At 71.0% G+C, this 24,946-nt stretch carries 28 protein-coding genes; 12 read left to right on the plus strand and 16 right to left on the minus strand.

The window, feature by feature from the left end; genetic code table 11:
• Positions 1 to 82 precede the first annotated feature (82 nt).
• Entirely contained in the window at positions 83 to 829 is a 747-nt protein-coding gene (locus SD460_RS39905; protein ID WP_290056865.1) for an SDR family NAD(P)-dependent oxidoreductase, read from the plus strand.
• Between the two features lie 17 nt (positions 830 to 846).
• Here SD460_RS39905 and SD460_RS39910 read toward each other — a convergent pair whose 3' ends face one another.
• Together SD460_RS39910 and SD460_RS39915 are read right to left on the minus strand one after the other, a co-directional pair.
• On the minus strand, positions 847 to 1,674 hold the full coding sequence (locus SD460_RS39910) for a carbon-nitrogen hydrolase family protein (RefSeq protein ID WP_290056864.1): 828 nt from the start codon (positions 1,672 to 1,674) through the stop codon (positions 847 to 849).
• The gene (locus SD460_RS39915; protein WP_290056862.1) at positions 1,656 to 2,435 is read right to left on the minus strand and encodes a DUF1295 domain-containing protein; all 780 of its coding nucleotides are present in this window, start codon (positions 2,433 to 2,435) and stop codon (positions 1,656 to 1,658) included. Before SD460_RS39915 ends, SD460_RS39910 begins: the two co-directional genes overlap by 19 nt.
• 30 nt (positions 2,436 to 2,465) lie before the next feature.
• Between SD460_RS39915 and SD460_RS39920 the strand changes: the two genes are divergently transcribed.
• Positions 2,466 to 2,957, plus strand: coding sequence for an EXPERA domain-containing protein (locus tag SD460_RS39920; protein ID WP_290056860.1), 492 nt, complete (start codon positions 2,466 to 2,468; stop codon positions 2,955 to 2,957).
• A gap of 11 nt (positions 2,958 to 2,968) precedes the next feature.
• On the plus strand, positions 2,969 to 4,180 hold the full coding sequence (locus SD460_RS39925) for a threonine synthase (protein WP_290056859.1): 1,212 nt from the start codon (positions 2,969 to 2,971) through the stop codon (positions 4,178 to 4,180).
• On the opposite strand, the gene SD460_RS39930 is transcribed toward SD460_RS39925, so the two are convergent.
• Entirely contained in the window at positions 4,177 to 4,530 is a 354-nt protein-coding gene (locus SD460_RS39930) for an arsenate reductase family protein (protein ID WP_290056858.1), read from the minus strand. The genes SD460_RS39925 and SD460_RS39930 overlap by 4 nt on opposite strands.
• Before the next feature lie 54 nt (positions 4,531 to 4,584).
• On the opposite strand from SD460_RS39930, the gene SD460_RS39935 reads away from it, so the two are divergent.
• Positions 4,585 to 5,184, plus strand: coding sequence for a TetR/AcrR family transcriptional regulator (locus tag SD460_RS39935; protein ID WP_290056857.1), 600 nt, complete (start codon positions 4,585 to 4,587; stop codon positions 5,182 to 5,184).
• Positions 5,181 to 5,804, plus strand: coding sequence for an enoyl-CoA hydratase/isomerase family protein (locus SD460_RS39940; protein ID WP_290056856.1), 624 nt, complete (start codon positions 5,181 to 5,183; stop codon positions 5,802 to 5,804). The genes SD460_RS39935 and SD460_RS39940 overlap by 4 nt, the downstream gene beginning before the upstream one ends.
• Before the next feature lie 147 nt (positions 5,805 to 5,951).
• Here SD460_RS39940 and SD460_RS39945 read toward each other — a convergent pair whose 3' ends face one another.
• The 3 genes from SD460_RS39945 to SD460_RS39955 all read right to left on the minus strand — a co-directional run bounded on the left by SD460_RS39945 (position 5,952) and on the right by SD460_RS39955 (position 8,094).
• Positions 5,952 to 7,160 carry an RNA polymerase sigma factor gene (locus SD460_RS39945; protein ID WP_290056855.1) on the minus strand — a complete coding sequence of 403 codons (1,209 nt, stop codon included), beginning with the start codon at positions 7,158 to 7,160 and terminating at the stop codon, positions 5,952 to 5,954.
• 104 nt (positions 7,161 to 7,264) lie between these two features.
• The gene (locus SD460_RS39950) at positions 7,265 to 7,615 is read right to left on the minus strand and encodes a YciI family protein (RefSeq protein ID WP_318307521.1); all 351 of its coding nucleotides are present in this window, start codon (positions 7,613 to 7,615) and stop codon (positions 7,265 to 7,267) included.
• A gap of 110 nt (positions 7,616 to 7,725) precedes the next feature.
• Positions 7,726 to 8,094, minus strand: coding sequence for a YciI family protein (locus SD460_RS39955; RefSeq protein WP_290058827.1), 369 nt, complete (start codon positions 8,092 to 8,094; stop codon positions 7,726 to 7,728).
• 266 nt (positions 8,095 to 8,360) lie between these two features.
• On the opposite strand from SD460_RS39955, the gene SD460_RS39960 reads away from it, so the two are divergent.
• The gene (locus tag SD460_RS39960; protein WP_318307522.1) at positions 8,361 to 9,242 is read left to right on the plus strand and encodes an intradiol ring-cleavage dioxygenase; all 882 of its coding nucleotides are present in this window, start codon (positions 8,361 to 8,363) and stop codon (positions 9,240 to 9,242) included.
• Here SD460_RS39960 and SD460_RS39965 read toward each other — a convergent pair.
• A complete protein-coding gene (locus SD460_RS39965) occupies positions 9,239 to 10,363 on the minus strand; it encodes an FAD-dependent oxidoreductase (RefSeq protein WP_318307523.1) in 1,125 nt (374 codons plus the stop codon). The genes SD460_RS39960 and SD460_RS39965 overlap by 4 nt on opposite strands.
• 171 nt (positions 10,364 to 10,534) lie before the next feature.
• Between SD460_RS39965 and SD460_RS39970 the strand changes: the two genes are divergently transcribed.
• Both SD460_RS39970 and SD460_RS39975 read left to right on the plus strand, forming a co-directional pair.
• Complete coding sequence (locus SD460_RS39970) at positions 10,535 to 11,065, plus strand: hypothetical protein (protein WP_290058823.1); 531 nt, start codon at positions 10,535 to 10,537, stop codon at positions 11,063 to 11,065.
• Positions 11,062 to 12,159 (plus strand): MAB_1171c family putative transporter, encoded by a 1,098-nt coding sequence (locus tag SD460_RS39975; RefSeq protein WP_290058822.1) that lies wholly within the window; start codon positions 11,062 to 11,064, stop codon positions 12,157 to 12,159. The genes SD460_RS39970 and SD460_RS39975 overlap by 4 nt, the downstream gene beginning before the upstream one ends.
• 204 nt (positions 12,160 to 12,363) lie before the next feature.
• On the opposite strand, the gene SD460_RS39980 is transcribed toward SD460_RS39975, so the two are convergent.
• The 5 genes from SD460_RS39980 to rlmN all read right to left on the minus strand — a co-directional run bounded on the left by SD460_RS39980 (position 12,364) and on the right by rlmN (position 16,147).
• Positions 12,364 to 12,744, minus strand: coding sequence for a hypothetical protein (locus SD460_RS39980; RefSeq protein WP_290058821.1), 381 nt, complete (start codon positions 12,742 to 12,744; stop codon positions 12,364 to 12,366).
• 439 nt (positions 12,745 to 13,183) lie between these two features.
• Positions 13,184 to 13,594, minus strand: a complete 411-nt coding sequence (locus SD460_RS47100) for a hypothetical protein (RefSeq protein ID WP_290058820.1) — start codon at positions 13,592 to 13,594, stop codon at positions 13,184 to 13,186.
• 327 nt (positions 13,595 to 13,921) lie between these two features.
• On the minus strand, positions 13,922 to 14,521 hold the full coding sequence (locus SD460_RS39990) for a YwqG family protein (RefSeq protein ID WP_290058819.1): 600 nt from the start codon (positions 14,519 to 14,521) through the stop codon (positions 13,922 to 13,924).
• Between the two features lie 220 nt (positions 14,522 to 14,741).
• Positions 14,742 to 15,008 carry a hypothetical protein gene (locus SD460_RS39995; protein WP_290058829.1) on the minus strand — a complete coding sequence of 89 codons (267 nt, stop codon included), beginning with the start codon at positions 15,006 to 15,008 and terminating at the stop codon, positions 14,742 to 14,744.
• 32 nt (positions 15,009 to 15,040) lie between these two features.
• Positions 15,041 to 16,147, minus strand: coding sequence for a dual-specificity RNA methyltransferase RlmN (gene rlmN / locus SD460_RS40000; RefSeq protein ID WP_290058818.1), 1,107 nt, complete (start codon positions 16,145 to 16,147; stop codon positions 15,041 to 15,043).
• A 92-nt stretch (positions 16,148 to 16,239) separates the two neighbouring features.
• On the opposite strand from rlmN, the gene SD460_RS40005 reads away from it, so the two are divergent.
• Positions 16,240 to 17,832 (plus strand): SMI1/KNR4 family protein, encoded by a 1,593-nt coding sequence (locus tag SD460_RS40005; protein WP_290058817.1) that lies wholly within the window; start codon positions 16,240 to 16,242, stop codon positions 17,830 to 17,832.
• Between the two features lie 7 nt (positions 17,833 to 17,839).
• On the opposite strand, the gene SD460_RS40010 is transcribed toward SD460_RS40005, so the two are convergent.
• Complete coding sequence (locus SD460_RS40010; RefSeq protein WP_318307524.1) at positions 17,840 to 18,559, minus strand: AfsR/SARP family transcriptional regulator; 720 nt, start codon at positions 18,557 to 18,559, stop codon at positions 17,840 to 17,842.
• 372 nt (positions 18,560 to 18,931) lie between these two features.
• Here SD460_RS40010 and SD460_RS40015 point away from each other — a divergent pair, with 372 nt between their 5' ends.
• Positions 18,932 to 19,870, plus strand: coding sequence for a hypothetical protein (locus SD460_RS40015; protein ID WP_290058815.1), 939 nt, complete (start codon positions 18,932 to 18,934; stop codon positions 19,868 to 19,870).
• An 80-nt stretch (positions 19,871 to 19,950) separates the two neighbouring features.
• A complete protein-coding gene (locus SD460_RS40020; RefSeq protein WP_290058814.1) occupies positions 19,951 to 20,547 on the plus strand; it encodes a hypothetical protein in 597 nt (198 codons plus the stop codon).
• On the opposite strand, the gene SD460_RS40025 is transcribed toward SD460_RS40020, so the two are convergent.
• Complete coding sequence (locus SD460_RS40025; protein WP_318307525.1) at positions 20,544 to 22,847, minus strand: transketolase-like TK C-terminal-containing protein; 2,304 nt, start codon at positions 22,845 to 22,847, stop codon at positions 20,544 to 20,546. The two genes, SD460_RS40020 and SD460_RS40025, sit on opposite strands and share 4 nt — an antisense overlap.
• 106 nt (positions 22,848 to 22,953) lie before the next feature.
• Positions 22,954 to 23,439: an Lrp/AsnC family transcriptional regulator gene (locus SD460_RS40030; RefSeq protein WP_247012954.1), complete on the minus strand. Its 486-nt coding sequence runs from the start codon at positions 23,437 to 23,439 to the stop codon at positions 22,954 to 22,956.
• Between the two features lie 118 nt (positions 23,440 to 23,557).
• On the opposite strand from SD460_RS40030, the gene SD460_RS40035 reads away from it, so the two are divergent.
• Positions 23,558 to 24,178, plus strand: coding sequence for a PadR family transcriptional regulator (locus SD460_RS40035; RefSeq protein ID WP_290058812.1), 621 nt, complete (start codon positions 23,558 to 23,560; stop codon positions 24,176 to 24,178).
• Here SD460_RS40035 and SD460_RS40040 read toward each other — a convergent pair.
• Positions 24,118 to 24,927: a class I SAM-dependent methyltransferase gene (locus SD460_RS40040; RefSeq protein ID WP_318307526.1), complete on the minus strand. Its 810-nt coding sequence runs from the start codon at positions 24,925 to 24,927 to the stop codon at positions 24,118 to 24,120. The genes SD460_RS40035 and SD460_RS40040 overlap by 61 nt on opposite strands.
• Positions 24,928 to 24,946 lie beyond the last annotated feature (19 nt).

Consider the following 24,946-nt stretch of genomic DNA (forward strand, 5'->3'; position numbering starts at 1 on the left):
ACGCGCTTCCGGAAGTCTTTTTCCGTTGCCGCGCTTGAACTCCGTGAACGGGGAAACACCCCGGTCGCGGAGGAGTTGAGCGATGAGTACGGAACTGTCCGGGTCGACGGCACTGGTGACCGGCGGGACGAGCGGCATCGGCCGCGCGACGGCGATCGCGCTGGCCGGGCTCGGCGCCCACGTCGTCCTGTCCGGCCGGGACGCCGGGCGCGGCGCCGAGGTCGTCTCGGCCATCCGGGAAGCGGGCGGCAAAGCCGACTTCGTGGCGGCCGACCTGACGGACGCGGCATCGGCGAAGGCGCTCGCCGACCGGGCGCGGGAAGTCGGCGGGCACGTCGACGTGCTGGTGAACAACGCCGGCATCTTCCCCACCGGCCCGACGGCGTCGCTGACCGAGGCCGACTTCGACCGCGTCTACACGACGAACGTGAAGGTGCCGTTCTTCCTCGTCGCCGAACTGGCCCCGGAGATGGCCGCCCGAGGTCACGGCGCGATCGTCAACGTGTCCACGATGGTGGCGACGCGGGGCATGACGGGCATGGCGCTGTACGGCTCGTCGAAGGCGTCGGTGGAGCTGCTGACGAAGGCGTGGGCGGCGGAGTTCGGCCCGTCCGGTGTCCGCGTCAACGCGGTCAGCCCGGGCCCGACCCGCACCGAGGGCACAGCGGTCTTCGGCGACGGCCTGGACGAGCTGGCCTCAGCGGGCCCGGCGGGCCGAGTGGCGGCACCGTCCGAGATCGCGGCGGCGATCGCGTTCCTGGTGGCGGACAAGGCCAGCTTCATCCAGGGCGCAATCCTCCCGGTGGACGGCGGCCGCCTGGCGGTGTGAGCCCCTCCGGGGCGGTGTCACCTCAGGAAGGTGACGCCGTCCCGGGGGCGCTCGTCCACCGTCAGCGAGAAGACGTCCGGGCGCGCGTAATGCCCCGACACGTCGAGGCTCTGCCGCGCCGTCACAACGTCCTTCCGGTCGATCTCCGCCGTGATCAGGCCCTCCGCGTCCCGCAGCGGCCCGGCCAGCACGTCGCCCAGTGGGCCGACGATCACGCTGCCGCCGCGGAACGGGTCGTCGCCCGAAGTCTCGTACGGGCACGCCGAAATCACGAAACACCGGCCCTCGTCCGCGATGTGGCGCATCGACGCCTGCCAGACGTCGCGGTCGTCCGCCGTCGGGGCGCACCAGATCTCCACGCCTTTCGCGTACATCGCCGCGCGGAACAGCGGCATGTGGTTCTCCCAGCAGATCGCCGCGCCCGCCAGGCCCGCCGCCGTCGGGACGGCCGGGAGGGTCGAGCCGTCGCCGCGGCCCCAGGCCAGGCGCTCGCGGGCGGTCGGGACCAGCTTGCGGTGCTTGGCGACCAAGCCCAGCGCCGGGTCGAGGAACACCGCCGTGCTGTACAGCGTCGAGCCGTCGCGCTCGATCACGCCGGCGACCAGCGAGGCGCCCGTCCGGGCCGAAAGCCCGGCCAGCGCGGTGGTCTCCGGCCCGGGGACCGTCACCGACGCGCCGAAGTAGTCCGCGAACGGCACCCGGCCCGGGTACCCGCCGAGGACCGCTTCGGGCAGGACCACCAGCGAGGTGCCCCGGATTTCGTCCTCGAAAGTCAAGATCCGCTCGACCGGAACCCCGGTCCCGAGCTGCAGGGCACCGACGAGCGTCATCCGCGAGCCGGCCACGGGACCACCGCGGACGTCCGCCGCTGGTAGTCCGCGTACTCGGAGTACCGGCTCAGCGTGATGCTCTCGGTGAACTTCGTCGAGCCGACGAACAACAGCGTGAGCAACACCGCTCCGATGACCGTCCACTGCAGACCGCCGGCGACGATCCCGAACACCGCGATCACCCACCACTGCGCCTGCTCGAAGAAGAAGTTCGGGTGCCGCGAATACCGGAACAGCCCGCTCTGCAGGAACCGCGTCGGCGCGCGGCCCGCGTGCTTCTCGCGGTGGAACACCCACTGCTGCTGGTCCGCGATCGTCTCCCCGACCAGGAACGCCAGGAAAACCACCGCGACGACGACGTCCGCCACCCCGAACGAGCCCCGGTGCTCGTAAGCGGTCAACGCCGGCAGCGTGATCAGCAGCAGGATCGCGTTCTGGTACAGCGAGATGAAGAAGAAGTTGAACACCTGGAACTGCCACGGCGCCATCCGTTCGCGCAGCACCGCCCACCGGTAGTCCTCGCCGCCGGGGGCGTAACCACCCTTCCGGGCGAAGTTGAACGTCAGCCGGATCCCCCACAAGGTGACGAGCGCGAACATCACGTTCAGCCGGGCGTCGGCGAACCCGGCGGCGCCGGCGAAGATCGCCAGGTAGACGACCGGGACGATCGACCAGATCCGGTCCACCCAGGAGTACTCCCTGGTCAGCACGGAAGCCAGCCAGGTGCCGAGCGTCACCCCGGCGAAGACGTACAGGCAGACCCGCAGCGCGTCCATGCCCTCACAATAGGACTTAAGATCGGCGGCATGAACCTGCCGCTGCGGGAACGGAAGATCGACGTCTTCTTCGCGGTGCTGTTCTCGGCCTTCACGGTGACGTCGCTGATCAGCGACCTGCTGCCGACCGTCGGCGTCGACTTCTCGAAGCCGACGGGCAACTTCTTCGTCGACTCCAACTACTGGTACGCCCACGACGCCGACCCGCTGTTCATGCACCCGCCGGACTGGATGCGGATCGTCACCGGGCTCTCGGCGTTCGTCTACCTGCCGTTCTACGTCGTGCTCGTCTTCGCGCTGCTCACCGGCCAGAACTGGATCCAGCTGCCGTCGGTGGTCTACGCGACGATGATCGTCACGCTGACCGGGATCGTCGTGTTCGGCGTCGAGTTCTTCGGCGACCCGGCCACCCGCACCGGCAACCCGGCGAAGTTCCTCGCCTTCAACCTGCCCTACGTCCTGGTGCCGCTCCTGCTGCTGGTCCGGATGCGCAAGCCACTCCCGTTCACCCGCCGTTTCTGACCGGAGGCGCCGTGCCGTACTCGTTCCTCAGCCACCTCGACTGCTCCCGGACCGGCGAGCGCTTCGACGCCGACGCCGTCCAAGGGCTTTCGCCGTCGGGCGCGCCGCTGCTCGCGCGGTACGACCTCGACGGTGTCCGCGAAGCCGTGACGCCGAAGGAGATCGGCGGCCGCGAGCCGACGCTGTGGCGCTACCACGAGGTCCTGCCGGTGCGCTCGCCCGAGCACGCCGTCAGCCTCGGCGAAGGCATGACGCCGTTGCTGCGGCTGCCGCGCTACGGCCGTGAGCTGGGGCTTTCGCGGCTGTGGATGAAGGACGAAGGCCTGGTCCCGACCGGCACGTTCAAGGCACGCGGCGCCGCCGTCGGCGTCTCGCGGGCGGCCGAACTCGGCGTGCGCGGGATCGCGATGCCGACGAACGGCAACGCCGGCGCGGCGTGGGCGTTGTACGCGGCGCGCGCGGGGCTGACGAGCCTGATCGCGATGCCGGACGACGCCCCCGCGATCACCATGCGCGAGTGCGTTGCCGCGGGCGCCGAGCTGTACCGGGTGGACGGTCTCATCGGCGACGCGGGCAAGCTCATCGCCGCCGCGGTCCCGCGACGTCCCGGCGTGCAGGACGTCTCGACGTTGAAGGAGCCGTACCGCATCGAAGGCAAGAAGACGATGGGGTACGAGATCGCCGAGCAGTTCGGCTGGCGGCTGCCGGACGTCATCCTCTACCCCACCGGCGGCGGCGTCGGGATCATCGGCATCCACAAGGCACTGCTGGAGATGCGGGAGCTGGGCTGGGTGACCGGCGAGCTGCCGAAACTCGTCGCGGTGCAGGCGACCGGGTGCGCGCCGATCGTGTCCGCGTTCGAACGCGGCGCGCGCGAAAGCGAGCCGTTCCCCGACGCGCGGACGGTCGCGTTCGGCATCACCGTGCCCAAGGCCCTGGGTGATTTCCTCGTGCTGGACGCGGTTTACGAGACCGGTGGGACCGCGGTCGCCGTCACCGACGAAGAACTCCTTGCCGCGCAACGGGAACTCGCCGAGCGCGAAGGCACCTTCGTCTGCCCAGAAGGCGGAGCGTGCTTCGCCGCGCTGCGGCACCTTCGCGAGTCCGGGTGGCTCGAGGGCGACGAAGACGTCGTCGTGCTCAACACCGGCGCCGGGATCAAGTACCCGGAGACGGTGCCGCTCGACGTGCCGCTGCTGGCGAAGACGGACTCGATTCCTTAGAGGACCGAGCGAACCGTTTCGGGGTCGCGGGCGACGACGGTCGTGCCGTCGTCGGCGGTGATGATCGGCCGCTGGATCAGCTTCGGGTGCTCGGCCAGCGCGTCGATCCAGCGGGACCGGTCGTCGGGCGTGCGGCCCCACGTCTTGAGGCCGAGCTCCTTCGCGATCGGCTCGGCCGTGCGCGTGATGTCCCACGGTTCGAGGCCGAGGCGCTCGAGCACGCCGGTGAGTTCCGCCGCCGTCGGCGGGTCTTCGAGGTAGCGGCGCACGGTGTACTTCGCGCCCGCATCGTCGAGCATCGACACCGCGGACCGGCACTTCGCGCACGCCGGGTTGACCCAGATCTCCACGCCGCGGAGCTTACCGCGCTGGTTTTGGAGCAGACGTTCTGTTACGGTCGCGGCATGCCCCGCCCCCGTGTCCACGACCTCGACGCGCTGCTCGACGTCGCCGAACGGCTCGTCGCGTCTGCGGGGTACGAAAACGTGACCGTGCGCGGGCTGGCGACGGCCGCGGGCGTGCCGAACGGCACGATCTACCACGCGTTCGGCTCGCTCAGCGAGCTGCTCGCCCGGGTCTGGGTGCGTGCGGCGACGGCGTTCCTCGACCTGCAGACCGCGCAGGTGGACGCGGCGGCGACTCCCGTGGAGGCCGTCGTCGCGGCCGCCGGCACTCCCGCGCTGTTCGCCGACCAGCGTCCCGACGCGGCCCGGATGCTGCTCAAAGTCCGTGGCGACCGCCTCTTCGGGCCCGAACTGCCCGACGAGCTCGCCGACACCCTGCACGCGCTGGACAAACGGCTGGTCGCACTGCTGGTGCGGCTCGCGCGGCTGCTCTGGGACCGCGGCGACGGCCTGGCCGTCGAAGTCGTCACCACCTGCGTCGTCGACCTGCCGACCGCGTTCTTCCGGCGCGACCTCACCGATCCACTGGTGCGGGAGCGGCTCGCCGCCGCCGTGCGAGCCGTGCTGACCGTGCCACCGCGAGAAAAGGACCGACCGTGACCGTTTCCGTGCTCGACCTCGGCGACGACGAAAACCGCTTCTCCCCCGACTGGCTGCAGCGCGTCCATTCCTTTTTGGACGGTGTGGAAGGCGCGCTGGTCACCACCGGCGGCGGGAAGTTCTACTCGAACGGCCTCGACCTGGAGTGGCTGACCGCGCACGGCGACCAGGCCCAGCAGTACGTCACCGACGTGCAGGAGCTGTTCGCGCGGGTGCTGACGCTGCCGGTCCCGACGGTGGCGGCGGTCAACGGCCACGCGTTCGGCGCGGGCGCGATGCTGGCGATGGCGCACGACTTCCGCGTGATGCGCGCCGATCGAGGGTATTTCTGCTTCCCGGAGGCGGACATCAACATCCCGTTCACGCCGGGGATGGCGGCGCTGATCCAGGGCAAGCTCACCCCGGCGGCGGCGATCGCTTCGATGACGACGGGACGCCGGTTCGGGGGCGCCGATGCGCTGGAAACCGGCCTGGTGGACGAAATCGCGAGCGAGTCCGAACTGGTGAAGGTGGCTTCCGAGCGGGTGCGCGCGCTGGCGGGCAAGGACCGCGGCACGCTGGGCGCGATCAAGGCGACGATGTTCGCCCCCGCCGTCACGGCGCTGCGGGCGGCTGCGTAGGCCTCCGGCCCCCGGTGTCCATTCTACCGGCGGGCACCGACAGTTCCGGCGAAGTCGGCCCCCGGGACGTCTTGAATGAGTCATTCAGGACGTCCGGCGACCTGAATGACTCATTCAAGACATCAGGCGAGCCCGTGACGGCCGCATTCACGGACCGGCGACCTCGGCGAGGCGGCGGCGCAGGTGGGCGCGCTCGGGCTCGGTGCCGGCCAGGGCGAGAGCGTCGCGATACGCCGCCGCCGCTTCGGGGTGGCGGCCCAGGCGACTCAGCAGGTCGCCGCGAGCCGCCGGGAACGGGCTGTACTCGCGTAGCCGGGGCTCCGAAGCCAACGCGTCGAGCAGCGCCAGCCCCGCCGCCGGGCCGTCGCGCATCGCCACCGCCACCGCTCGGTTCAGGTCCACCACCGGGGACGGGGCCAGGCCACGCAGGACGTCGTACAACGCGACGATCTGGGGCCAGTCCGTCGTCGCCACGTCCGGGGCTTCGTCGTGCAGGGCCGCGATCGCCGCCTGGACGCCGTACAGGCCGGGTGGGCCGCCGGTCAGCGCGAGCTCGACCAGCGGGGTTCCCTCGTCGATCAGCGCGCGGTCCCAGCGGGTGCGGTCCTGGGCGTCGAGCAGCACCAGGTCCCCGTCCGGGCCGGTGCGCGCGTCGCGGCGGGCGTGGATCAGCAGCATCAGGGCCAGCAACCCGGTGACCTCGCGTTCGCCGGGCAGGAGGCGGCGCAGGATCCGGGCCAGCCGGATCGCCTCTTCCGCCAGGTCGAGGCGCTGCAGGTCCGGTCCCGAACTCGCCGCGTACCCCTCGGTGAAGATCGAGTACACGACCTGGAGTACGCCCGGCAGCCGGCCGGGCAGCTCGGCGGGGTCCGGCACGCGGAACGGGATCCGCAGCGTGCGGATCCGGTTCTTCGCGCGGACGATCCGCTTCCCCATCGTCGCGCTCGGCACCAGGAACGCGCGCGCCACCTCGGGGGTCGTCAGGCCCGCGAGGCAGCGCAACGTCAGCGCCGCGCGGTCCTCCGCGGGCAACGCCGGGTGCGCGCACGTGAAGAACAACTGGAGCCGCTCGTCCGGCAATTCGCCGTCGGGCGCAGGAGCGGGCGCCGCGCGGTCGGCCTCGACCTGCATGACGGCGAGCCGGGCCGCGTAGGCCTGGTCACGGCGCAGCCGGTCGACCGCCTTGCGCCGCGCCGTCGTCATCAGCCAGGCCCCCGGCTTCGGCGGCACGCCCTCGGCCGGCCAGTGCACCAGCGCGGCCTCGATCGCCTCCGACGTCACCTCCTCGGCCAGGTCGAGGTCGCCGAACCGGCGCACGAGCGCGGCCAGCAGCAGCCCGCGCTCCTCCCGGAACACCGCCGCCAGAGTCAGCCGGGGCTCCGCGCCGGGCCGGGGGCTCCGCCACCCGGAGCCCCCGAAACCCTCGTCGGACGAAGCGGCCGCCCGCTCCTCCCCCACGGTCAGTCCTCGAACGACGCGACCGGGCGGACCACCATCGACCCGCCGTCGCGGGCACCCGGGCACCGCGCCGCCCAGTCGAGGGCGATGTCGAGGTCCGGCACGTCGATGACGTAGTAGCCGCCGAGCACCTCCCGCGACTCGGCGAACGGGCCGTCGGTGACGACCCGCTCGCCGCGGTCGTCGACCCGGACCGTGGTCGCGGTGGTCAGGTCGGCCAGCGAGTGGCCGGTGACGAAGATGCCGGCGTCCTTGACCGACTTGTCGTAGACCTGCCAGTCCTCGAAGGTGCACTGCGAGACGGCCTGGCCGTCGGCGTCGGTCGCGGCGTTGATCAGCAGCATGTACTTCACGGGATCCTCCAGTGGCTCGGTTGCCGTACGCGACCACTACGAACGGCCGGCGCCGCGTTGGACACCCTCGCCGAAGATTTTCCCATGCCGAGAACTGCCCGGGGCCGACGTCAGCCCTGCTGCAGGTCCTCGAACTCGACGACCTGCCGGACCTCCACCTCGATCTCCAGGTCGAACAACTCGACGTAACGACGGGCGAACTCGACGGCTTCCGCGCGGTCGGCGGCGTTGATCAGCGCGAACCCGCCGATGACCTCCTTGGCCTCGGCGAACGGGCCGTCGGTGACGCGGATCGCGGCGCCGCGCGGCTTGCGGACCAGCGCGCCCTTGTCCGTCTTGTGCACGCCCTCGGCCGTGATCAGGATGCCCTTCTCCGCCGACTCCTGGATGAACGCGCCCATCTTCTCGATGAACTCCGGGCTGGGGTTCCACGCCTGCGGGTCGCTCTCGTCGATCCGGTGCATCATGAGGAAACGCATGGTCTTGCTCCCTGGTCTTCCTGGCCGGGGTCCGGTATCCCTTCCGGACGCGATGACCGGCCTTCACCCCCGCGTCGATCGGCCGCGCGCGGTGTTCGACATTTTCCCGAGCAGCCTACTGTGACCTGAGTCACTATCCGGCAGGGCCAGTGCGAGCACCGCGGCGACCCCGGCCAAGTCGTAGAACCGCCCATCGGGGACGATCCATAGGAATCGCACAGCTTCCACACAAGGCGGAGCAACGTTGCGGCGGCAAGGTGGACGTCATGAACCCCACCTACGAAGGCCGCCCGCTGCCCCGGCCGCGTGACGAGGTCGTCGACCAGGGTCTCGGCTTCGACATCGGTACCCTGCTCAGCCGAAGGCGGGCGCTGCGATTCCTCGGGATCGGCGCGGCCGGTGCCGTGCTGACCGCCTGCGGGACGTCGGCCACCACCACGTCCTCGACGGCCGCGGCGACGGCGTCCGGCGAGATCCCGGACGAGACCGCCGGACCGTACCCGGGCGACGGCTCCAACGGGCCCGACGTGCTGGAGCAGAGCGGCGTCGTCCGCGCGGACATCCGGTCCAGCTTCGGCACCGGCAGCGGCACCGCCGAGGGCGTCCCGATGACGCTGGAGCTGGTGGTCGCGGACCTGGCCAAGGGCGGTTCGCCGTTCGCCGGGGTCGCCGTCTACGTCTGGCACTGCGATCGCGAAGGCCGGTATTCGCTTTATTCGCAAGGGATCCAGAACGAGAACTACCTGCGTGGCGTCCAGCTCGCGGACGCCGACGGCCGCGTGCGGTACACCAGCGTCTTCCCCGCCTGCTACGACGGCCGCTGGCCGCACATCCACTTCGAGGTCTACCCGGACCAGGCGTCGATCACCGACAGCACGAAGGCGATCGCGACGTCCCAGGTCGCGCTGCCGCAGAACGTCTGCGAAGCGGTCTACGCGCAAGCCGGGTACGAGCAGTCCGTCTCGAACCTGAAGAAGGTGAGCTTGAGCAGCGACAACGTCTTCGGCGACGACAGCGGCGCACTGCAGCTGGCAACCGTGACCGGCGACGTCACCAGCGGCTACACGGTGACGCTGAAGGTCGGCGTCGACACCACGACGACCCCGGCCGCGGGCGGCGGCCCGGGCGGGCCGCCGCCGTCGCGCTAGTCCCCGGGCTTGAGCTCGTCGAACAGGCCGGCCAGCTCCTCGGGGATCTCGCCGCCGAACACGCTCTCGATGAGGACGGCCTCGTCGACGGGGTTCGCGCTGCGGGTGAACATCGCCTCCTCGTACTGAGCGAGCGCGGCCTCGACGTCGCCGGGGTGCGCGGCGAGCGCCTGCCCGAGCTCGGCGCCGTCGAGCATGGCCAGGTTGGCGCCTTCGCCGTTCGGCGCGGTGAGGTGAGCGGCGTCGCCGACGAGGGTGACACCCGGCACGCGCTCCCACCGCACCCCGATCGGCAGCGTGTGGTACGGACGCAGGACCGGCCCGGAATCGGCGTCGGTGAGCAGCGCGGTGAGCTCCGGCGCCCAGCCGTCGAACTCCGCGGCGAGCCGGGCGGCCGCCGCGGCGGGATCGGTGAAGTCGATGGCGTCGAACCACTCCAGCGGCCGGACGAGCTCGACGTAGGCGTGCAGGGTGTCCCCGCTTTCCCGGTGCGCGTTGATCCCCTGCCCAGGCGTGGGCCCGTTGACGAACATCGACCCGCCCCCGACCGCCTTCGCCGTGGCAGCGTGCCGGGTGTCGGCGTCGAAGAGGTAGGTCTCGGCGAAGGCGGTGCCGGCGTACTCGGGCGTCGCCGCGGTCAGCAGCGGCCGCACCCGCGACCAGGCCCCGTCCGCCCCGACGAGCAGATCGGCTTCGACGCTGTTGCCGTCGGCGAAGACGACCTGGTTCCCGGCCCGGACTTCGGCGACCTTGTGTCCCCAGTGGACAGTCCCGGCCGGCAGCGAGTCGAGCAGCAGCTGCCGCAGTTCACCCCGCTGCACCTCGGGCCGGCCGCCGGTGCCGTCGTCGGCCTTCTCGAACAGGAGCTTCCCGGTCGAGTCGAGGACGCGCATCGCCTGACGCCCTTCGAGGATCAGCCCGCGGAACCCGGCCACCAGCCCGGCGGCCTCGACGGCGAGCTGGCCGTTGTAGTCGTGGATGTCGAGCATGCCGCCCTGCATCCGCGCCATCGGCGACGCTTCGGCCTCGTAGACGACGGCTTCGATCCCGTGGACGTGGAGGACGCGGGCGAGGGTGAGTCCCCCGAGCCCGGCGCCGATGATGGTGACTGGCGTACGCATGGCGGCTCCTTCGGTCTCTGGAATTACGTTCCAGAGCTTGTCGGGCGCCGCTGGCAGCCGGCGCACACGGCGCTGGCAGAAGCCTGGTACTTGCCGCGCACCTCGGGATGATCACTACCATCTGTGATACTTCGCAGAGCGAGCGCACGCACACCGACAGCAGGGTGGCCGATGAGGGAACGCGAGTTGCGTCGCCGCTGCCGGCGGTTGCTGAACGAACTGGGCATCCGGCCGCCGCTCGACGTCGGCGGGCTGTGCCGGAGTGTCGGGGAGCAGCGGGGGCGGCCGATCCGGTTGATCGCGCACCGGATTCCGGTGCCCGGGCCGTTCGGGGCGTGGATCGCCACCGAGCGGGCCGACTACATCATCTACCAGCGGGACACGAGCAAAGCCCACCAGAGCCACATCATCCTGCACGAACTGGGCCACATGCTGGCCGGCCACCACGCCACCGCGGAGGACGACAGCCTCGTCGACAGCCTGACGCCGCCGGGGCCGCCCCCGGACCTGACGCCCGAGCCGGTGCGGCGGGCGCTGCTGCGGACTTCCTACGACACCGACCACGAGCGGGAAGCCGAGACGGTCGCGACGATCATCCTGGAGTGGGCCTCCGTGCTGGACCTGGTCGCGCCGGAGGCGTCGGACGAGCACACCGCGCAGCGGATCGAAAACGCGCTGGGCGAACGGCTGGGGTGGCTGTGAACAGCAAAGTCGCGCTGCTCGTCGTCCAAGGCGTGATCCTCTACCCCGCCCTGCTGTGGAAGCTCTACCAGCTCAGCCGGGCGCCGGAGGACGTCGCACGCTGGATGGTCACCGCCTGCCTGGCCTGCTTCGCGGCGTCGTACCCGTTCGGCCTCCTCGCGGGCGACGTCAACCAGCCCACGCCCGGGGCGATCGTGCCGCTGCTGTTCCAGCACATCTTCCTCTGCGGGCTCGTCTACGCCCTCGTCTGCTTCTTCCTGTTCTCGGCGCTGCCGGCCGACCGGGCCCGGCGGCGGGCGTGGTGGGAAGCGGTGCCGCTGGGCGCGGTGGTCCTCGTGATGGCGGTCGTCGCGCTGCTCATGCCCGGCGGTCCGCCCGAGACGTACCCGCGGGCCGGCGTCTCGGTCTTCTACCTCGCGGCCGACCTGTACCTCACCTACGGCATCGCGAGCGCGTGCTTCCTCGCGCGCCGCTACGCGCGGGGAGCCGCACCCCGGCTCGCGCGCGGACTGCTGGTGGCGTCAGTCGGCTTCGCCTTCGGCGCGGTGGGCGGGGCGACGCTGGTCGCGGTCGTGCTGGTGCACTGGGCGGGCGCGGCGATCCCCGCGCTGCTGGTGCAGGCCACGGTCTTCCTGGTGTTCCCGAGCGCGATCCTGCTCGTGGTCGGCCTGTCCTACCCCGGCGTCGCCACCCGGCTGGCCGCGACCCGCGTGTGGTGGCGGCACCTGCGCACCTACCACCGCCTCGGTCCACTGTGGACACGCCTGCACGAGGCGTTCCCGGAGGACGCGCTGAGCCGCACCGCGCCGAGTCCGTGGCGCGACGCGCTGAGCGTGTTCGGCGTGCACCGCCGGTATTACCGGCGCGTCATCGAATGCCGCGACGGGCTGGTCCGGATCAGCCCGTACCTCGCCCAGCTACCACCCGGCGGGTCACTGGCCTCACGGCTCGCCGAAGCGTTGCGCGCGCACGCCCGCCGTGACCCGGTCCCGGACGAAGGGATGCCGGTCGCCGTCCCCGAAGGCGGCGGTCTTGACGACGACGCCCGCGAACTGGTAGCGCTTTCCGAATCGCTACGCACGGTCACCGCTTGAGGTGGGGCCACCCTGATCCGGGACGGCCTCACGACGTTCGGAACTCCGTGACCCCGTGGGTCAGCTCAGGCCGCCAACAGATCGGCGATGTGACGCGCGTCATGCTCATCCTCTGGGCTCCTTCGCGGGCGAACATCAATCTTCCAAAGATTCGGTTGATCCGCTGCGCACGGCAGCGCGTGCGCAGCGGGATCGGAACCTTCACTACATCGTTGCCGCAGTGACCGTAACCTCCGAACACCCGAAGACCAAGTGAGCCACTGCCGTCTCGACCGAGAATCCTTCGGCGTCATCATTCAGCCAATACATCAAATCCTCGAAAAGTGTCCTATCCTCTTCGAGCACCGATCCCAGTGGTTCATACTCCCCTTCCAGAAGCCGAACGTCGAGAAATTCGATCAGAATCTTGGAGTTGTGCCTCACGCTTTCGAATATCAGCCGCAGCGTCGAGTCGCTCGGCGTCAACCTAAGCACAACGTCGACGACATCACAGTCGTTCCGCAGGTCGACATCGCCGAAACCCGGCACGTGGACGTCAATGGTTCCGCGCCCGGGGTCGAGTGGTCTCAGTCCCGAAAACTTCATGTGGTGCTCACCCTTCAGCGTATGTGCCGGTAGACACGGTACATGTCTCGCCACGACATACTGTGAGCCCGCTTCTGGGGTTTGCCGCAGCCACTGGGCGAACGATGGTTTCTGGGGTGCCAGACCTTGTGCGGGGTTTTCACCCCACCGTGCGCTCTGCCCGCCAGGTCGTAATGCCACTTTCCGGCGTTGTTCTCGATCGAGACACGATTCTTGGTGCCGTTGAACTTCTTACGGCCGATGCGGCGAACTGGAGGGCCGCTTGCCAGTTGCCTCGAACTGCATTGCCAACGGCTGCGACGCCGCTGGCCACCGCGCCGATGGGCCCGGGAATGTTTGATGCGTACTCCGCGACCAATCGAGGGACAGCAGGCGAGCCGCGTTGTCTTTCCCGGAGGCGGCGAGCGAAGAACCGTTGGCGTAGTCCACCGAGGCGAGCTCACTGGGCCGTCGTGGACGGCGCCCAGCCGGACTGCGTCCTCGTCACCGACCAGGCGGGCACGGTCACCGGCGGCGGAATCACGGGCCTGCCGCTCACGGCGGCACAGGCCGCGAAAGCGCGCGGCGGCACGGTGACGGCGCCGGTAGCCTGCTCGCGACCGACCGCTGCCGACTGGGCGGCGCGGGTCCCGACAAGCGTGCGCAGGAGCCGCTGGTAGCCGACACTCTCCATGGGTGGCAGGGTCAACATGACCTGGAAGATCTTGGATCGCCTCCCGAGTCTCCACCACGCGCCGCGGCGGGCAGCGCTCTCCTGCCCCCGGGTGTTCCAGACCGTGCACGCGACACCGCCCGCGTCAACCACGCGCACGAACTCCCACTCCACCGGCTTCTCGACGACGCATTTCACTTCCGACCCGGCGTCGGGTCCAAATAATCACCTTCACATGCACAAACCGACCCAGTGCTTCCACAACCGCTTCGCCAGCAACTCCGCCGCCACGGTTGATCGTTGACGCCCGGCTCAGGGCGTACTCGATCGAGTTCCTCCACCCAGAGGTGTCGGCGTAGTACCGCGCAGCCGAAAGCACCTCGTCAAACGACCAGCGGTTGTTCAGCGGTAGCAACGTGTGCCGCGGCTCGTCGACGAACGGTTCGAGCCCATCGTGCCGAGCGGGACCAGGTCGGCGAACTAGCCGCGACCACACCGATGGACGATCTGCCCGCGGCTCGGTGATCAACACTGGAAGAGGAACCTGCCCTGCTCGCAGGCACGACAGACGAACGCGTACCCGCACCCGCTGCCGAAGTTGATGCTGTGGTCGCGGCCTTCCTCGAGTTGCGCGACGAACTCCATCACTGTCGCGCAAACCGGACACACCGGGGTCTCGTCGTTCTGCAGCCACGCCGGTGCGCCGCCCACCATGCCGAGGATCTCGGCCTCGGGACGGCCCGTCTCGGCTGACCACTTACCGCGCGCTTCGTCGTAGCCGTCGGCATCGACCGGTTTTACCTCGATGCCGCACACCTCCGCGAGCTGCGTCTCATCCCCGTCCGGCACGAGGGCGGGGACGAGGTCACCGCGCCGGAACAGCAGGGCACGATTACCGCCCGATACCGGGTCCCACTCGTCGCACAGACCGGGATCGTTCTGGCACAAGAAGATCGACAGGATCCTCGAAGCGTCGAGCACGACCTGAGCCAGGAACTTCATCGGTCCCTCGCAGGCGGCGCAGCGGGGCCAGCCGAAGTCCGCGGGCGCCGAGGGGACGCCGCCGGTGCGTGTCACCTCGGCTTCGGCGACGGCCGGTCCGGTGTAGATCAGCAGGTCGGTCATGGCCGAGAGTCTAGGCAGTCGACATCGCAAGCTGACTGGCCCAATCCGAGGCGCCGCGGATCGGAACCCGGCAGCGCCCACGAAGTTCTTCTCCAGTCTTTTGAGAGCGAGGCCGTCGAGTGCGATGGCACGAGTAACAGGCCTCGGGGCGAGACACCCCAAACACTCATGGCGCTCGCCGTCCAGAGCGGGCACCTCTACCGGATCAGCTGAACCAGGGTCAGCGGGCGAGCCAGGGAGCGAGCAGCTTCTCCAGATCGGCGTCCGACAGCGCCCGCGGGCCGCCGTGGAACTCGTGCCAGCGGGCCGCGTCGCAGGCGGCCGTGTACTCCACCTCGAAGGCTCGCATCAGGACGTACATGAACGTCACCGAGCTGAACCGGTCACCCAGCAGTGTGCGGGCTTCCCGGGCGACGTCCGTCGCACCGACGAAATCCGCGAGCTTCAACGACTCCGCAGCCGGGTCGAGCAGGCTGGGGGCATACATCACGACAAACTCTCCATCACTGAAAGGGAAACTCAGCCCTCGGCAGCAAGCTGCCCACAGGCGGCGGCGATCTCCTGGCCGCGGGTGTCCCGCACCGTGCACGCTACTCCGCCGGCGTTCACCAGCCGCACGAACTCCCGCTCCACCGGCTTCGGGGACGCGTCCCACTTGCTGCCCGGAGTCGGGTTCAGCGGGATCACGTTCACGTGCACGAGCTGACCCAGGTGCTTCCGCAACCGGCGAGCCAGCAGCTCCGCCCGCCACGGCTGATCATTGATGTCCCGGATCAACGCGTACTCGATCGACACCCGCCGACCCGACGTGTCCGCGTAGTACCGCGCCGCCGACAAGACCTCGTCCACCGACCAGCGCTCGTTCACCGGCACCAGCGTGTCGCGCAGCTCGTCGTCCGGCGTGTGCAGCGAAACCGCCAGCCGCACCTGCATCTTCTCGTCCGCCAGCTTCCGGATCGCCGGCGCGAGACCCACCGTCGACACCGTCACCGAACGCTGGCCGATTCCGAGACCACCCGGAGCGGGATCCGTGATCCGGCGGACCGCCGCCACCACGCGCTTGTAGTTGGCCAGCGGCTCGCCCATCCCCATGAAGACGATGTTCGACAGCCGGCCAGGGCCACCGGGCATCGTGCCGTCGCGCATGACCGCCGCCGCGGAGCGGACCTGGTCCACGATCTCCGCCGTCGACAGGTTCCGGTCGAGGCCGCCCTGGCCGGTCGCGCAGAACGGGCAGGCCATGCCGCAGCCGGCCTGGCTCGAGATGCACAGCGTCGCGCGGTCGGGGTAGCGCATCAGGACGCTCTCCAGGAGCGTGCCGTCGTGCGCGCGCCACAGCGTCTTGCGGGTCGCGCCGTCGTCGGCCGCCAGGGCGCGGACCTCGGTCAGCAGCGTCGGCATCAACGACTCGACGAGCCGGGAGCGGGACGCGGCTGGGATGTCGGTCATCTCCGCCGGGTCGACCGTCAGGCGGGAGAAGTAGTGGTTCGACAGCTGCTTCGCCCGGAACGGCTTCTCCCCCAGCTCGGCCACGGCGGCGGCGCGCTCGGCCACCGAAAGGTCGGCGAGGTGGCGCGGCGGGAGGCCGCGCTTGGGGGCGTCGAAAACGAGCGGGAGGGCAGTCATAACCGGTCAAGTGTCCCACGGCCCGAAACCCCCGCCCGGCCCGCCCCGGCCAGGTGTCCGCCGGGTCACACCCGGCTCGGTAGCCTCGCGGCATGAACCCGGGGGACGGCGGATACGCCGGCATCGCCGAAGCGATGGCCGAAAGCCTGCGCGCGGGCGCGGGCATCGGCTGGACGCAGGCCACGCTCCAGCTGCGGCACACCGGCGGGTCCGTCTCGTGCACGGCGTGGAGTGACGCGCGGGACAGCCTTCGCGTCGACTACGCGCCGATCGCGCGTCGCCTGTTCGAGCTGCCGCCCGCCGTGCTGGAAGTGCGGCTCGACGTCACGGGCGCCTATCGCGTCACCGCCCGGCCGGACATCACGGCCGTCTCGCCCGGGCAGCTCGTCTTCGACCTGGACTTCCGCTACCCCGGGCACCCGTTGCCGGGGCTGCCGCGCCCCGCGGCCGCCGAACCGACCGGCGCGCCGACGGATCCGCGGGTGCGCGCCGAGGTCTTCCGGCTCACCGGCGAGTACGCCGAGGCCTACACCCGCATCAAGGGCACGGCTCCCCGCTGGCCCGCGGGGAAGACCGAAGCGGAGCTGGCCGAGGCGGAGGCGCGCATGGGCGTCCGGCTGCCCGAGGACCTGCGGGCGCTGTACCTGGTGGCGGACGGCGATCCGCACGAGACCGGCCTGCTCGGGCCCTACTCCCACGACCCGCTCGACCACGTCGTCGGCACCTACCTCGAAGGCGCACCCGGTTCCTACGGCTGGGAAGACGCGCTGGACGACGACGGCGTCGTGTTCGAGACCGTGCCCTTCGACCACGTGAAACGCTTGTCGCGCAACGACTGGTGGATCACCTTCGGCGGGGACCGGGCGATGAACTACGTCGCGGTCGACACGGACCCCGCCGCGCGGGGCCACGCCGGCCAGGTCCTCGAGTACGGCCGCGACATCTACGGCCCGCTGCGCTACGTGGCGACGTCGATCACCGCCATGCTGACCGAGGTCGTGACCGCCCTGCGGGCCGGGCGTTTCGTGGACCCGGGCGAGCAGTACCTGTTCGCGGAGACGGATCTCCGCGAGGGCGCCGAGCGGTCGTACAACGAGGTGATCTCGAAGGCGGCCGAACTGGACCTGCCGTCGGTGGTGGCTCAGCTGCCCGACCGGGAGCTGGTTCAGGAGGTCTACCTGAACGACGCCGCCGACGTCGACCTGGCCGTGTTCGATCCGCTGACGTCGCTGCGGCGGCTGAGCGTCAACCGCGCCGCCGCCGTCACCGCGTCGATCGGCGGGCTCGGTGCGCTGGAGTCGGTGCGGATCGAGGCCGGAAGCGTCGACCTCGCCGGGCTCGCCGCGCACCCGGCGCTGTGGGACCTGGGGTTCGAAGGTGTCCAGGAGCCCCTCGACCTGGCGGTGCTGCGCACTCTGCCGCGGCTGACACGGCTGCAGCTCACCGGCTCGGTGGTGCCCGATCTCGGCCCGGTCGCCGACCTTCCCGGCCTGCGCGTGCTGGAACTCGACGCCGGGCAGGTCCGCCGGCTGCTCGACCTCGGCCGGCCGCTGCCCCGGCTCGCGGCGCTGTTCGTCTCCGGGCGGACGACGCTGCCGGAGATGGCCGAACTGCGGGCCGCGTTCGGCGGTGACCGGGCGGGCCCGGTGACCGAGTTCTCGGCCGTGCTGCCCAGCCACCCCTGACGACCCGTCACGGTGCCACTTGCGCCGCGACCAGCCTCGTCATGTGCGGTGACGGGCGGACGCCCAGCTCGCGGTGCAGCAACGCGCGGTAGTGCTGGTAGTGCCGCAGCGCCGAGCCGCCGTTGCCCTGGGCCAGGTGGGCCGCGATCACCGTGCGGTGAGCGCTTTCCCGGACCGGGTCGATGCCGATCGCGGTGAACGCCGCTTCCAGCGCCGCCAGGTGCGCGCCGGCCGTGATCAGGCGCTGGGCGACCGCCTCCAGCGCGTGCAGGCGGACCTGCTCCCAGCGCCGGCGCTCCGGGGCGAGCCACTCCTCGGTCCAGTCGGGCAGCAGGTCGCGGGACAGCGCGTCGACGAGTCCCTCCGGTGCCGGCCGGCCCACGGCGCCGACGACGCGGTGGGCCGCGTCGAGGGCGCCGCGGAAGTCGACCGGGAGAGCCGGGGCCAGCCGCAGGTGCTCGACCGGGGTCTCGACGACCGGGGCCGCCGTGGACCGCCGGACGTGCCACAGCGCCTGACGCAGGTTGGCGGCCGCGCGCTCGCGGCGGCTCTCCGGCCACAGCTGCTCCGCCGCCGCGTTGCGGTGCACCGCGGCGCCGTCGCGCACCGCCAGGAACGCCAGCAGGCGCTGCGCCGACCGCGGCAGCGCGATCCGCTCGCCGCCTTCCGCCAGCTCGAACCGGCCCAGCAGCAGCAGTTCCGGGCCGGATCTGTCGCCCTCGTCCATCGCGGTCCCCTCGTCTGGCGCCGTCGTCGTCCGCCGATCTCCGAGCATGGCACCGGCGGTGTCTCCGGGGCGTCTCCCCGTTCCCTCACGCCGCGTCCGAACGGCCGCGCCCGCCCGGGCGCCCCTCAGTCGTGCGGGCTCGGCCGGTCACCCGGACGGGAGCGCGGTGCGACGGCGCGTCGCCGGACTTCGCGGCCGCCGGCCACCGCGGGCCGCCAATGGCCCAACGGCACTGGTCCGCTCCGGTTTAGCCCATCGTGTGACGCCCGACGGCGCGCGGCACACGGGACCGACGCCCGCGCGACGGCGGCCCCGGAAGGTCGGTGCCGAGGGCCGCACCGGCCCGCCGGAACGAACCGAGGAGCGGAAGCCATGCCGAACGGACAGGTCAAGAGCGTCGAGATCCAGATCGCCCCGGACGACCTGGAAACCCTGAAGACGAACGGCTACCAGCTGTGCTTCGCGAAGAAGGTGAACGACACCTACAACGTGGTGTGGCAGTCGGCCGACAAGTACCTCGTCGACAACACCTTCTCGTGGCAGCCGCTGTACCAGCTGTTCGGCAGCAACGAGTTCTCGGGCGACGTGAAGGTGCACGTCTCGACGAACCGGGTCCCGATCGGCCTCGGTGACGAATCGGTGCTCGACTCGAGCGGCGTGCTCGGGGAAGCCTCCTCGGGCGGCCCGGCGACCGGCATCACGCTGGTCAACGACTACGGCGCGATCCACCCCGGGCTGTGCGCGTTCTCGACCAACCTCGACGGCAGCAGCTCGACGAGCCCGATCTACGTGGCCGAGAAGGCCATCGTCACCGGCTCCGACCTGCTGACCCCGGTGGAGTGCGTGCAGGTCTGGTTCGAGCAGAAGATCGCCACCAGCACGATGTTCAGCACCGCGCGGTCCAACGCGGTCGAGATCGACCTCACCGAGGCGAACTCGGCGACCCGGCTCTACAGCGGCGGCAAGTGGACGACGCCGAAGGTGAGTTCGCTCTTCGTCGACACGAAGGCGATCGTCACCATCATCGCCGCGTTGACCGCGGCGGTCAGCGTCCAGCAGCTCCTGGCCAAGATCACCTCGAAGCTGACCGGGGTGTACCAGGACATCCAGGTCGACGTGAAGGCGGCGGGCGGCACCAGCGTCAGCATCGTGTACTCGGAAAAGCCGCTGCTCTCCGCGGTCCGGCTGAACCAGGCGCGGCTGCTGCTGCAGAACTCGACCACGGTCGACCAGCTCGCCGGGTTCGCGCTCGAGGCGTTCGCGCAGCTGCAGGCCGGCTACGTCTCGCTGACCGCGACCGCGGCCGCCTGATCCGCGACGCCCGGGCGGCCCTTACGGTGAAACCGGACGGGCCGCCCGGGCGTCCGAGGTCCGACGAAAGAGGTGAGCCCGTGTCCTTCCGGCACAGCGTCCTGGTCCTCGCGGTGGTCTTGAGCACCGCGGCCTGCAGCACATCGACCGCCGGGCAGGCGCAGCCCGTCCCGACGGTGACGACGGCCGCCGGGCCGCAGGTGGCCGTCGGGACGATGCGCGTGACCTTGCCGGTGGGCGCGACCTACACCGAGCACAGCCAGGACGGCCTGCTCGACGGCTGCATCGCCGAAGGCACGACGGTTTGCGAAGCGCGGCTGCTGGATCTGCGCGAAGCGACGTCGGACCCCAACGCGCCGATCAACCTCCCGAGCGCGAAGCGGCCCTTCGGCTGGTACACCGGCACGGACGTGCCGACGTGCATCACGGCCGCGTCGCCGCCCGGCCAGGCCGCCGTCGCCACCGGCAGCACCCTGCTCGACTCCGGCTTCGCGCCGATCGGCACCAAGAAGGCCGAGTACGGCCGCTGGCAGGTCACCTGCGAGGACGCGACGCAGAACAACCAGGTCCGGATGTGGTGGCTGCCGACGAGCAAGATCCTGGTCGTCCAGTACGGGTCCTTCCCCGGCTGGGACGCGAAGATGGACGCTCTGCTCGCGGGCGCCACCTTCGCCTAAGCGGTCACGTCCAGCGCGGCCCGGATGATCGCGTCGGTGTCGATGCCGTGGTAGCGGTACACGTCCTCCAACGAGCCTGACTGCCCGAAGCCGGTCACGCCCAGCGCGACCGACGGGACCCGGTTGATCCCGGCCAGGAACGCCAGCGTGTGCGGGTGGCCGTCGAGGACCGTGACCAGCGGCTTCGCCCGCGACGCCGGGAAGACCTGGTCGAGGATCCACGACTCGCCGCCGCCCCGGCCCGACCGCGCCTGCTGCGCCTCGAACAGCAGGCCGGGACTGGTCACGCAGACGACGTCGGCCTCGACGCCGACCTGGGCCAGCCGCTCGGCCGCCGCCAGGGTGTCCGGGACCAGCGCGCCCATCGCCGCCAGGGTCACCGCCGGCTCCGAAGCGCGCCGCAGCAGGTACGCGCCCGCGACGACCTGACGGCGGCGGCGTTCGCGCGCCGCCGGGTCGGTCGGCACCGCGGCGAGCGTCTGGTCGACCGGGCGCGTCGAGAGCCGGAAGTACGACGACGTGCCGCCCGGCTTGCCGAGCCGGGCGAGCGCCGCCAGCAGCGTCCACTCGGTGTCGATCGCGAACGCCGGTTCGTAGCTGACGCAGCCGGGCTGCTCGATCCCGATCGACGGCGTGGTGATCGACTGGTGCGCGCCGCCTTCCGGGGCGAGCGTGACGCCGGACGGCGTGCCGATCAGGATCGACTGGCCGCCCGCGTAGATACCGAACGACCACGGCTCCAGCGCGCGCTCGACGAACGGGTCGTACATGACGCCGATCGGCAGGAGCGGCTCGCCCCAGCGGCTCCAGGTGGCGCCGAGCTCGCCCAGCAGGCCGACCAGGTTCGTTTCGGCGATGCCCAGCTCGACGTGCTGGCCGGTCGGCTTCTCCCGCCAGTGCATGATCGTTTCGGGGTCGTCTTCGAACCAGTCGTGGCGCTCGGTGGCCGACCAGACGCCGACCTTGTTGACCCAGCCGCCGAGGTTGGTCGTCGAGCTGACGTCGGGGCTGACCGTCACAACGCGCTTCGCCGCTTCGGGCGCTTCGCGCGTCAGGTCGAGCAGGACGCGGCCCAGCGCCGCCTGCGTCGTGGCCGTCCCGGACGGCGTCCGCCCGATGTCGGACGGCAGGTCCAGCGAAGGCAGCGAAGGGATGTCCTGACGGCGAAGGCGCGAAGCGACTTCCGTGCACAACGCAGCTTCGCGCGACTCCGACGCGAAGCGCTCCCACGGCGACCCGAGGTCGGTCCCCAGCGACGACGCCAGCTCCTCCATCTGCGCGACGGTCAGCAGCGAGGAGTGGTTCTGCGGGTGCCCCTGCGTCGGGAGACCGCGGCCCTTGACGGTGTAGCAGAAGATCACCGTCGGCCGGCTGTCCGAAATGGACGCGAAGACCTCGTCGAGCGAGCCGAGGTCGTGGCCGCCGAGGTTCCGGATCGCGGCCAGCAGCGTCTCGTCGTCCAGGGAAGCCACCAGCGAAGCCAGCGCGGCGTTGCCCGCAGGCAACCGGTCGCGCACCTGGGCGGCGTCGCAGCGCAGCAGCCGCTGGTACTCCGGGTTCGGCATCTCGTCGATCCGCGTGCGCAGCTCCGCACCGCCGGGGCGGGTGAACAGCTCTTCCAGCAGCCGCCCGTACTTCAGCGTCAGCACCTGCCAGCCGGCCGCGTCGAACATGCCCTGCAGCCGTCCGGCCGCGATGTTCGGGACGACGCGGTCGAGCGACTGGCGGTTGAGGTCGACGATCCAGACGATCTCGCCCAGCTCCGCGACACCCGGGTCGAGGATGGCTTCCCAGATCGCGCCTTCGTCCAGCTCGGCGTCGCCGACCAGCGAGTACTGGCGGCCGGTGCCCGCCGCCGAGCCGCGGGCGGTCAGGTAGCGGCGGGCCAGCGCGCCCCAGATCGGGGCGGTCGCGCCGATGCCGACCGAGCCGGTCGAGTAGTCGACGGGGTCGGGGTCCTTGGCGCGGCTGGGGTAGCTCTGCAGGCCGCCGAACTCGCGCAGCGTCGGCAGGTAGGCCTCGTCCAGCTCGCCGAGCAGGTAGTTGATCGCGTGGAGCACCGGCGACGCGTGCGGCTTCACCGAAACGCGGTCCTCGGGCCGCAGGTGCCGGAACCACAGCGACGTCATGATCGACACCAGCGACGCGCACGACGCCTGGTGGCCGCCGACCTTGAGGCCGGACGGGTTCGGCCGGACGCGGTTGGCCTGGTGCACGATCGCGGTGGCGAGCCACAGCACCCGCCGTTCGATCGCGGCGAGCGTGTCCGTCGCCTGAACGGGTGCGGAAGGCTGGGTCATCGTCGACACCTTTCGTGCAGGAAGCACCCCCAGAACAGCACTGGTGAACGCTTCGCACAACCGATGTCGATCCGGCTGAGCAGAATGCACGCCGGAACCGGACGGCTCAGGCCTCCGGGTGCGCAGAATGCACGCGCTCCAGCAGGGGCGTCAGGCGGTAGGGAACGAGCTCGCGCATGACGAGCGAGATGTTCGTCCGCTCCACCCCGGGCGAGGCCAGGATCCGCCCGGCGATCCGGTAGAGGTCGTCGGCGTCGACCGCGACCACCTGGACCATCAGGTCGCTCGCCCCGGTCAGCCCGCACACCTCGGTGACCTCGGGGATTTCCGCGAGCGCCTCGGCGATCTCGGCGAGGCGCCGCTGGTCGACCTGCGCGTTGACGAAGGCGCGCAGCGGGTAGCCCAGCCGCGCGGGGTCGATGCGGCGTTCGAACGACCGGAGCGCGCCGCGCTGCTCCAGCCGCGCGAGCCGAGCCTGCACCGTGTTGCGGGACAGGCCCAGCCGCTCGGCCAGCGCGACCGCCGTGGACCTGGGGTCCTCCCCCAGCGCCTGGAGCAGCCGCGCGTCGATCTCGTCGATGGTGTCGGGCACGGCGCCGATCTTCCCACCCGGACGCCGTCGTGACCGGGCTCACCGCCAGCGGGTTGTCATCCGACCGTTTCCGATATATCGTGAACGTGTCGCAACAGTTCGAGAAAGGAACACAGACATGCGTAGGCAACGACACCCCTTCGCCCACGAACGTGGGCGCACCCCTTTCGGGCCCTTCGGTGGTTTCGGCGAGTTCCCCCCGGGTTTCGGCCCCGGTGGACGCGGTCGCGGCCACGGACCGGGCCGGCGGGGTCACGGCGGACGGCGCAGCCGCCGCGGTGACGTCCGCGCCGCGATCCTGGCGCTGCTCGCCGAGCAGCCCCGGCACGGCTACGAGATCATCCGCGAAATCGGCGAGCGCTCCGGCGGCTTCTGGCGGCCGAGCCCCGGCTCGGTCTACCCGACGCTGCAGCTGCTGGCCGACGAAGGCCTGGTCGTCAGCAAGGACGAGAACGGCAAGAAGCTGTTCGAGCTGACCGACGCCGGCCGCACCGCCGCGGAAGAGCAGGACAGCACCCCGCCGTGGGAGCACATCGCGCAGGACGTCGACCCGACCGAGGTCGGGCTCGCCAAGGCGGGCAAGAACCTGGCCGCCGCCGTCGTGCAGATCATGCGCGCGGGCACCGAGAGCCAGCAGGCCCGCGCGGCCGAGGTGCTCAACGACGCCCGGCGCTCGCTCTACGGCATCCTCGGCGAAGACGAGGACGAGTCCTCGGCGCCCGGAGAGGCAGCCGAGTGACCTGGCAGGACGAGGCCGGTGGGCTTGCGCCGCGCGTGCACGCGGTAGCCCACCGGCAGCGTCAGGTCTTCGCTTCGATTCCCGTTACGCTGCAAGGACTCCGCGATCGCCTGTTCGGCGACGGGCTTGCTGAACTCGATCTTCAGCACCGCTTCGAGGTCCGCGGCGGTCGCGAAACGCCACTCGGTGGCGACGCGGCGGCAGCCGAAACCGGCGCGGGCGAAGAACCGTTCCACGACGGCGGGGTCGTAGTGCGGTAGGTCGGCGCGCATCCAGCCGCCGTAGGGCGCACTCGTGACGTCGAGGTCGACGATCAGGATCCGCCCGCCCGGCCGCAGGACCCGGTCGGCCTCCGCCAGCCCGGGTTCGCAGCCCGGCCCGAAGAAGTACGCCGTGCGCGCGTGGACGACGTCGACGCTCGCGCTGCGGACCGGCAGCCGCTGGGCCCGGCCGAGCCGGACGTCCACGTTCGACAGTCCCTCGACGCGCTTCAACGCGCTTCGCACCAACGGCTCGTGCGGCTCCACCCCGAGCACCGACCGCGCGTCGCGGGCGAAGACCGGCAAGTGGAAACCGTCACCGCAGCCGACGTCCAGCACGTCCCGGCCGGTCCAATCGCACTCCTCACGCAGCACCCGCCAGATCTCGCCGCCGCTGTCCTGCGCGCGGTTCTCCCGCTCGTAATCGGCCTGGTAGTACCAGATGTTGGGGCTCGGCACGACCTCCGTGCGCCGCGACGACCACCGCACCCCGCTGCTCCTTCCGGGT

The organism is Amycolatopsis solani (assembly GCF_033441515.1).
Lineage (GTDB): Bacteria > Actinomycetota > Actinomycetes > Mycobacteriales > Pseudonocardiaceae > Amycolatopsis > Amycolatopsis solani.

Excerpts from the sequence above, each read along its gene's own strand:
- SD460_RS39915 (WP_290056862.1), bottom strand. The coding sequence starts at position 2,435 with ATGGACGCGCTGCGGGTCTGCCTGTACGTCTTCGCCGGGGTGACGCTC.
- SD460_RS39905 (WP_290056865.1), top strand. The coding sequence starts at position 83 with ATGAGTACGGAACTGTCCGGGTCGACGGCACTGGTGACCGGCGGGACG.
- SD460_RS39955 (WP_290058827.1), bottom strand. The coding sequence starts at position 8,094 with ATGCGTTTCCTCATGATGCACCGGATCGACGAGAGCGACCCGCAGGCG.
- SD460_RS39935 (WP_290056857.1), top strand. The coding sequence starts at position 4,585 with ATGCCCCGCCCCCGTGTCCACGACCTCGACGCGCTGCTCGACGTCGCC.
- SD460_RS40005 (WP_290058817.1), top strand. The coding sequence starts at position 16,240 with ATGAACCCGGGGGACGGCGGATACGCCGGCATCGCCGAAGCGATGGCC.
- SD460_RS39960 (WP_318307522.1), top strand. The coding sequence starts at position 8,361 with ATGAACCCCACCTACGAAGGCCGCCCGCTGCCCCGGCCGCGTGACGAG.
- rlmN (WP_290058818.1), bottom strand. The coding sequence starts at position 16,147 with ATGACTGCCCTCCCGCTCGTTTTCGACGCCCCCAAGCGCGGCCTCCCG.
- SD460_RS39980 (WP_290058821.1), bottom strand. The coding sequence starts at position 12,744 with ATGAAGTTTTCGGGACTGAGACCACTCGACCCCGGGCGCGGAACCATT.
- SD460_RS39970 (WP_290058823.1), top strand. The coding sequence starts at position 10,535 with ATGAGGGAACGCGAGTTGCGTCGCCGCTGCCGGCGGTTGCTGAACGAA.
- SD460_RS40010 (WP_318307524.1), bottom strand. The coding sequence starts at position 18,559 with ATGGACGAGGGCGACAGATCCGGCCCGGAACTGCTGCTGCTGGGCCGG.
- SD460_RS39990 (WP_290058819.1), bottom strand. The coding sequence starts at position 14,521 with ATGACCGACCTGCTGATCTACACCGGACCGGCCGTCGCCGAAGCCGAG.
- SD460_RS39965 (WP_318307523.1), bottom strand. The coding sequence starts at position 10,363 with ATGCGTACGCCAGTCACCATCATCGGCGCCGGGCTCGGGGGACTCACC.
- SD460_RS39995 (WP_290058829.1), bottom strand. The coding sequence starts at position 15,008 with ATGTATGCCCCCAGCCTGCTCGACCCGGCTGCGGAGTCGTTGAAGCTC.
- SD460_RS40015 (WP_290058815.1), top strand. The coding sequence starts at position 18,932 with ATGCCGAACGGACAGGTCAAGAGCGTCGAGATCCAGATCGCCCCGGAC.
- SD460_RS40035 (WP_290058812.1), top strand. The coding sequence starts at position 23,558 with ATGCGTAGGCAACGACACCCCTTCGCCCACGAACGTGGGCGCACCCCT.
- SD460_RS39920 (WP_290056860.1), top strand. The coding sequence starts at position 2,466 with ATGAACCTGCCGCTGCGGGAACGGAAGATCGACGTCTTCTTCGCGGTG.
- SD460_RS40025 (WP_318307525.1), bottom strand. The coding sequence starts at position 22,847 with ATGACCCAGCCTTCCGCACCCGTTCAGGCGACGGACACGCTCGCCGCG.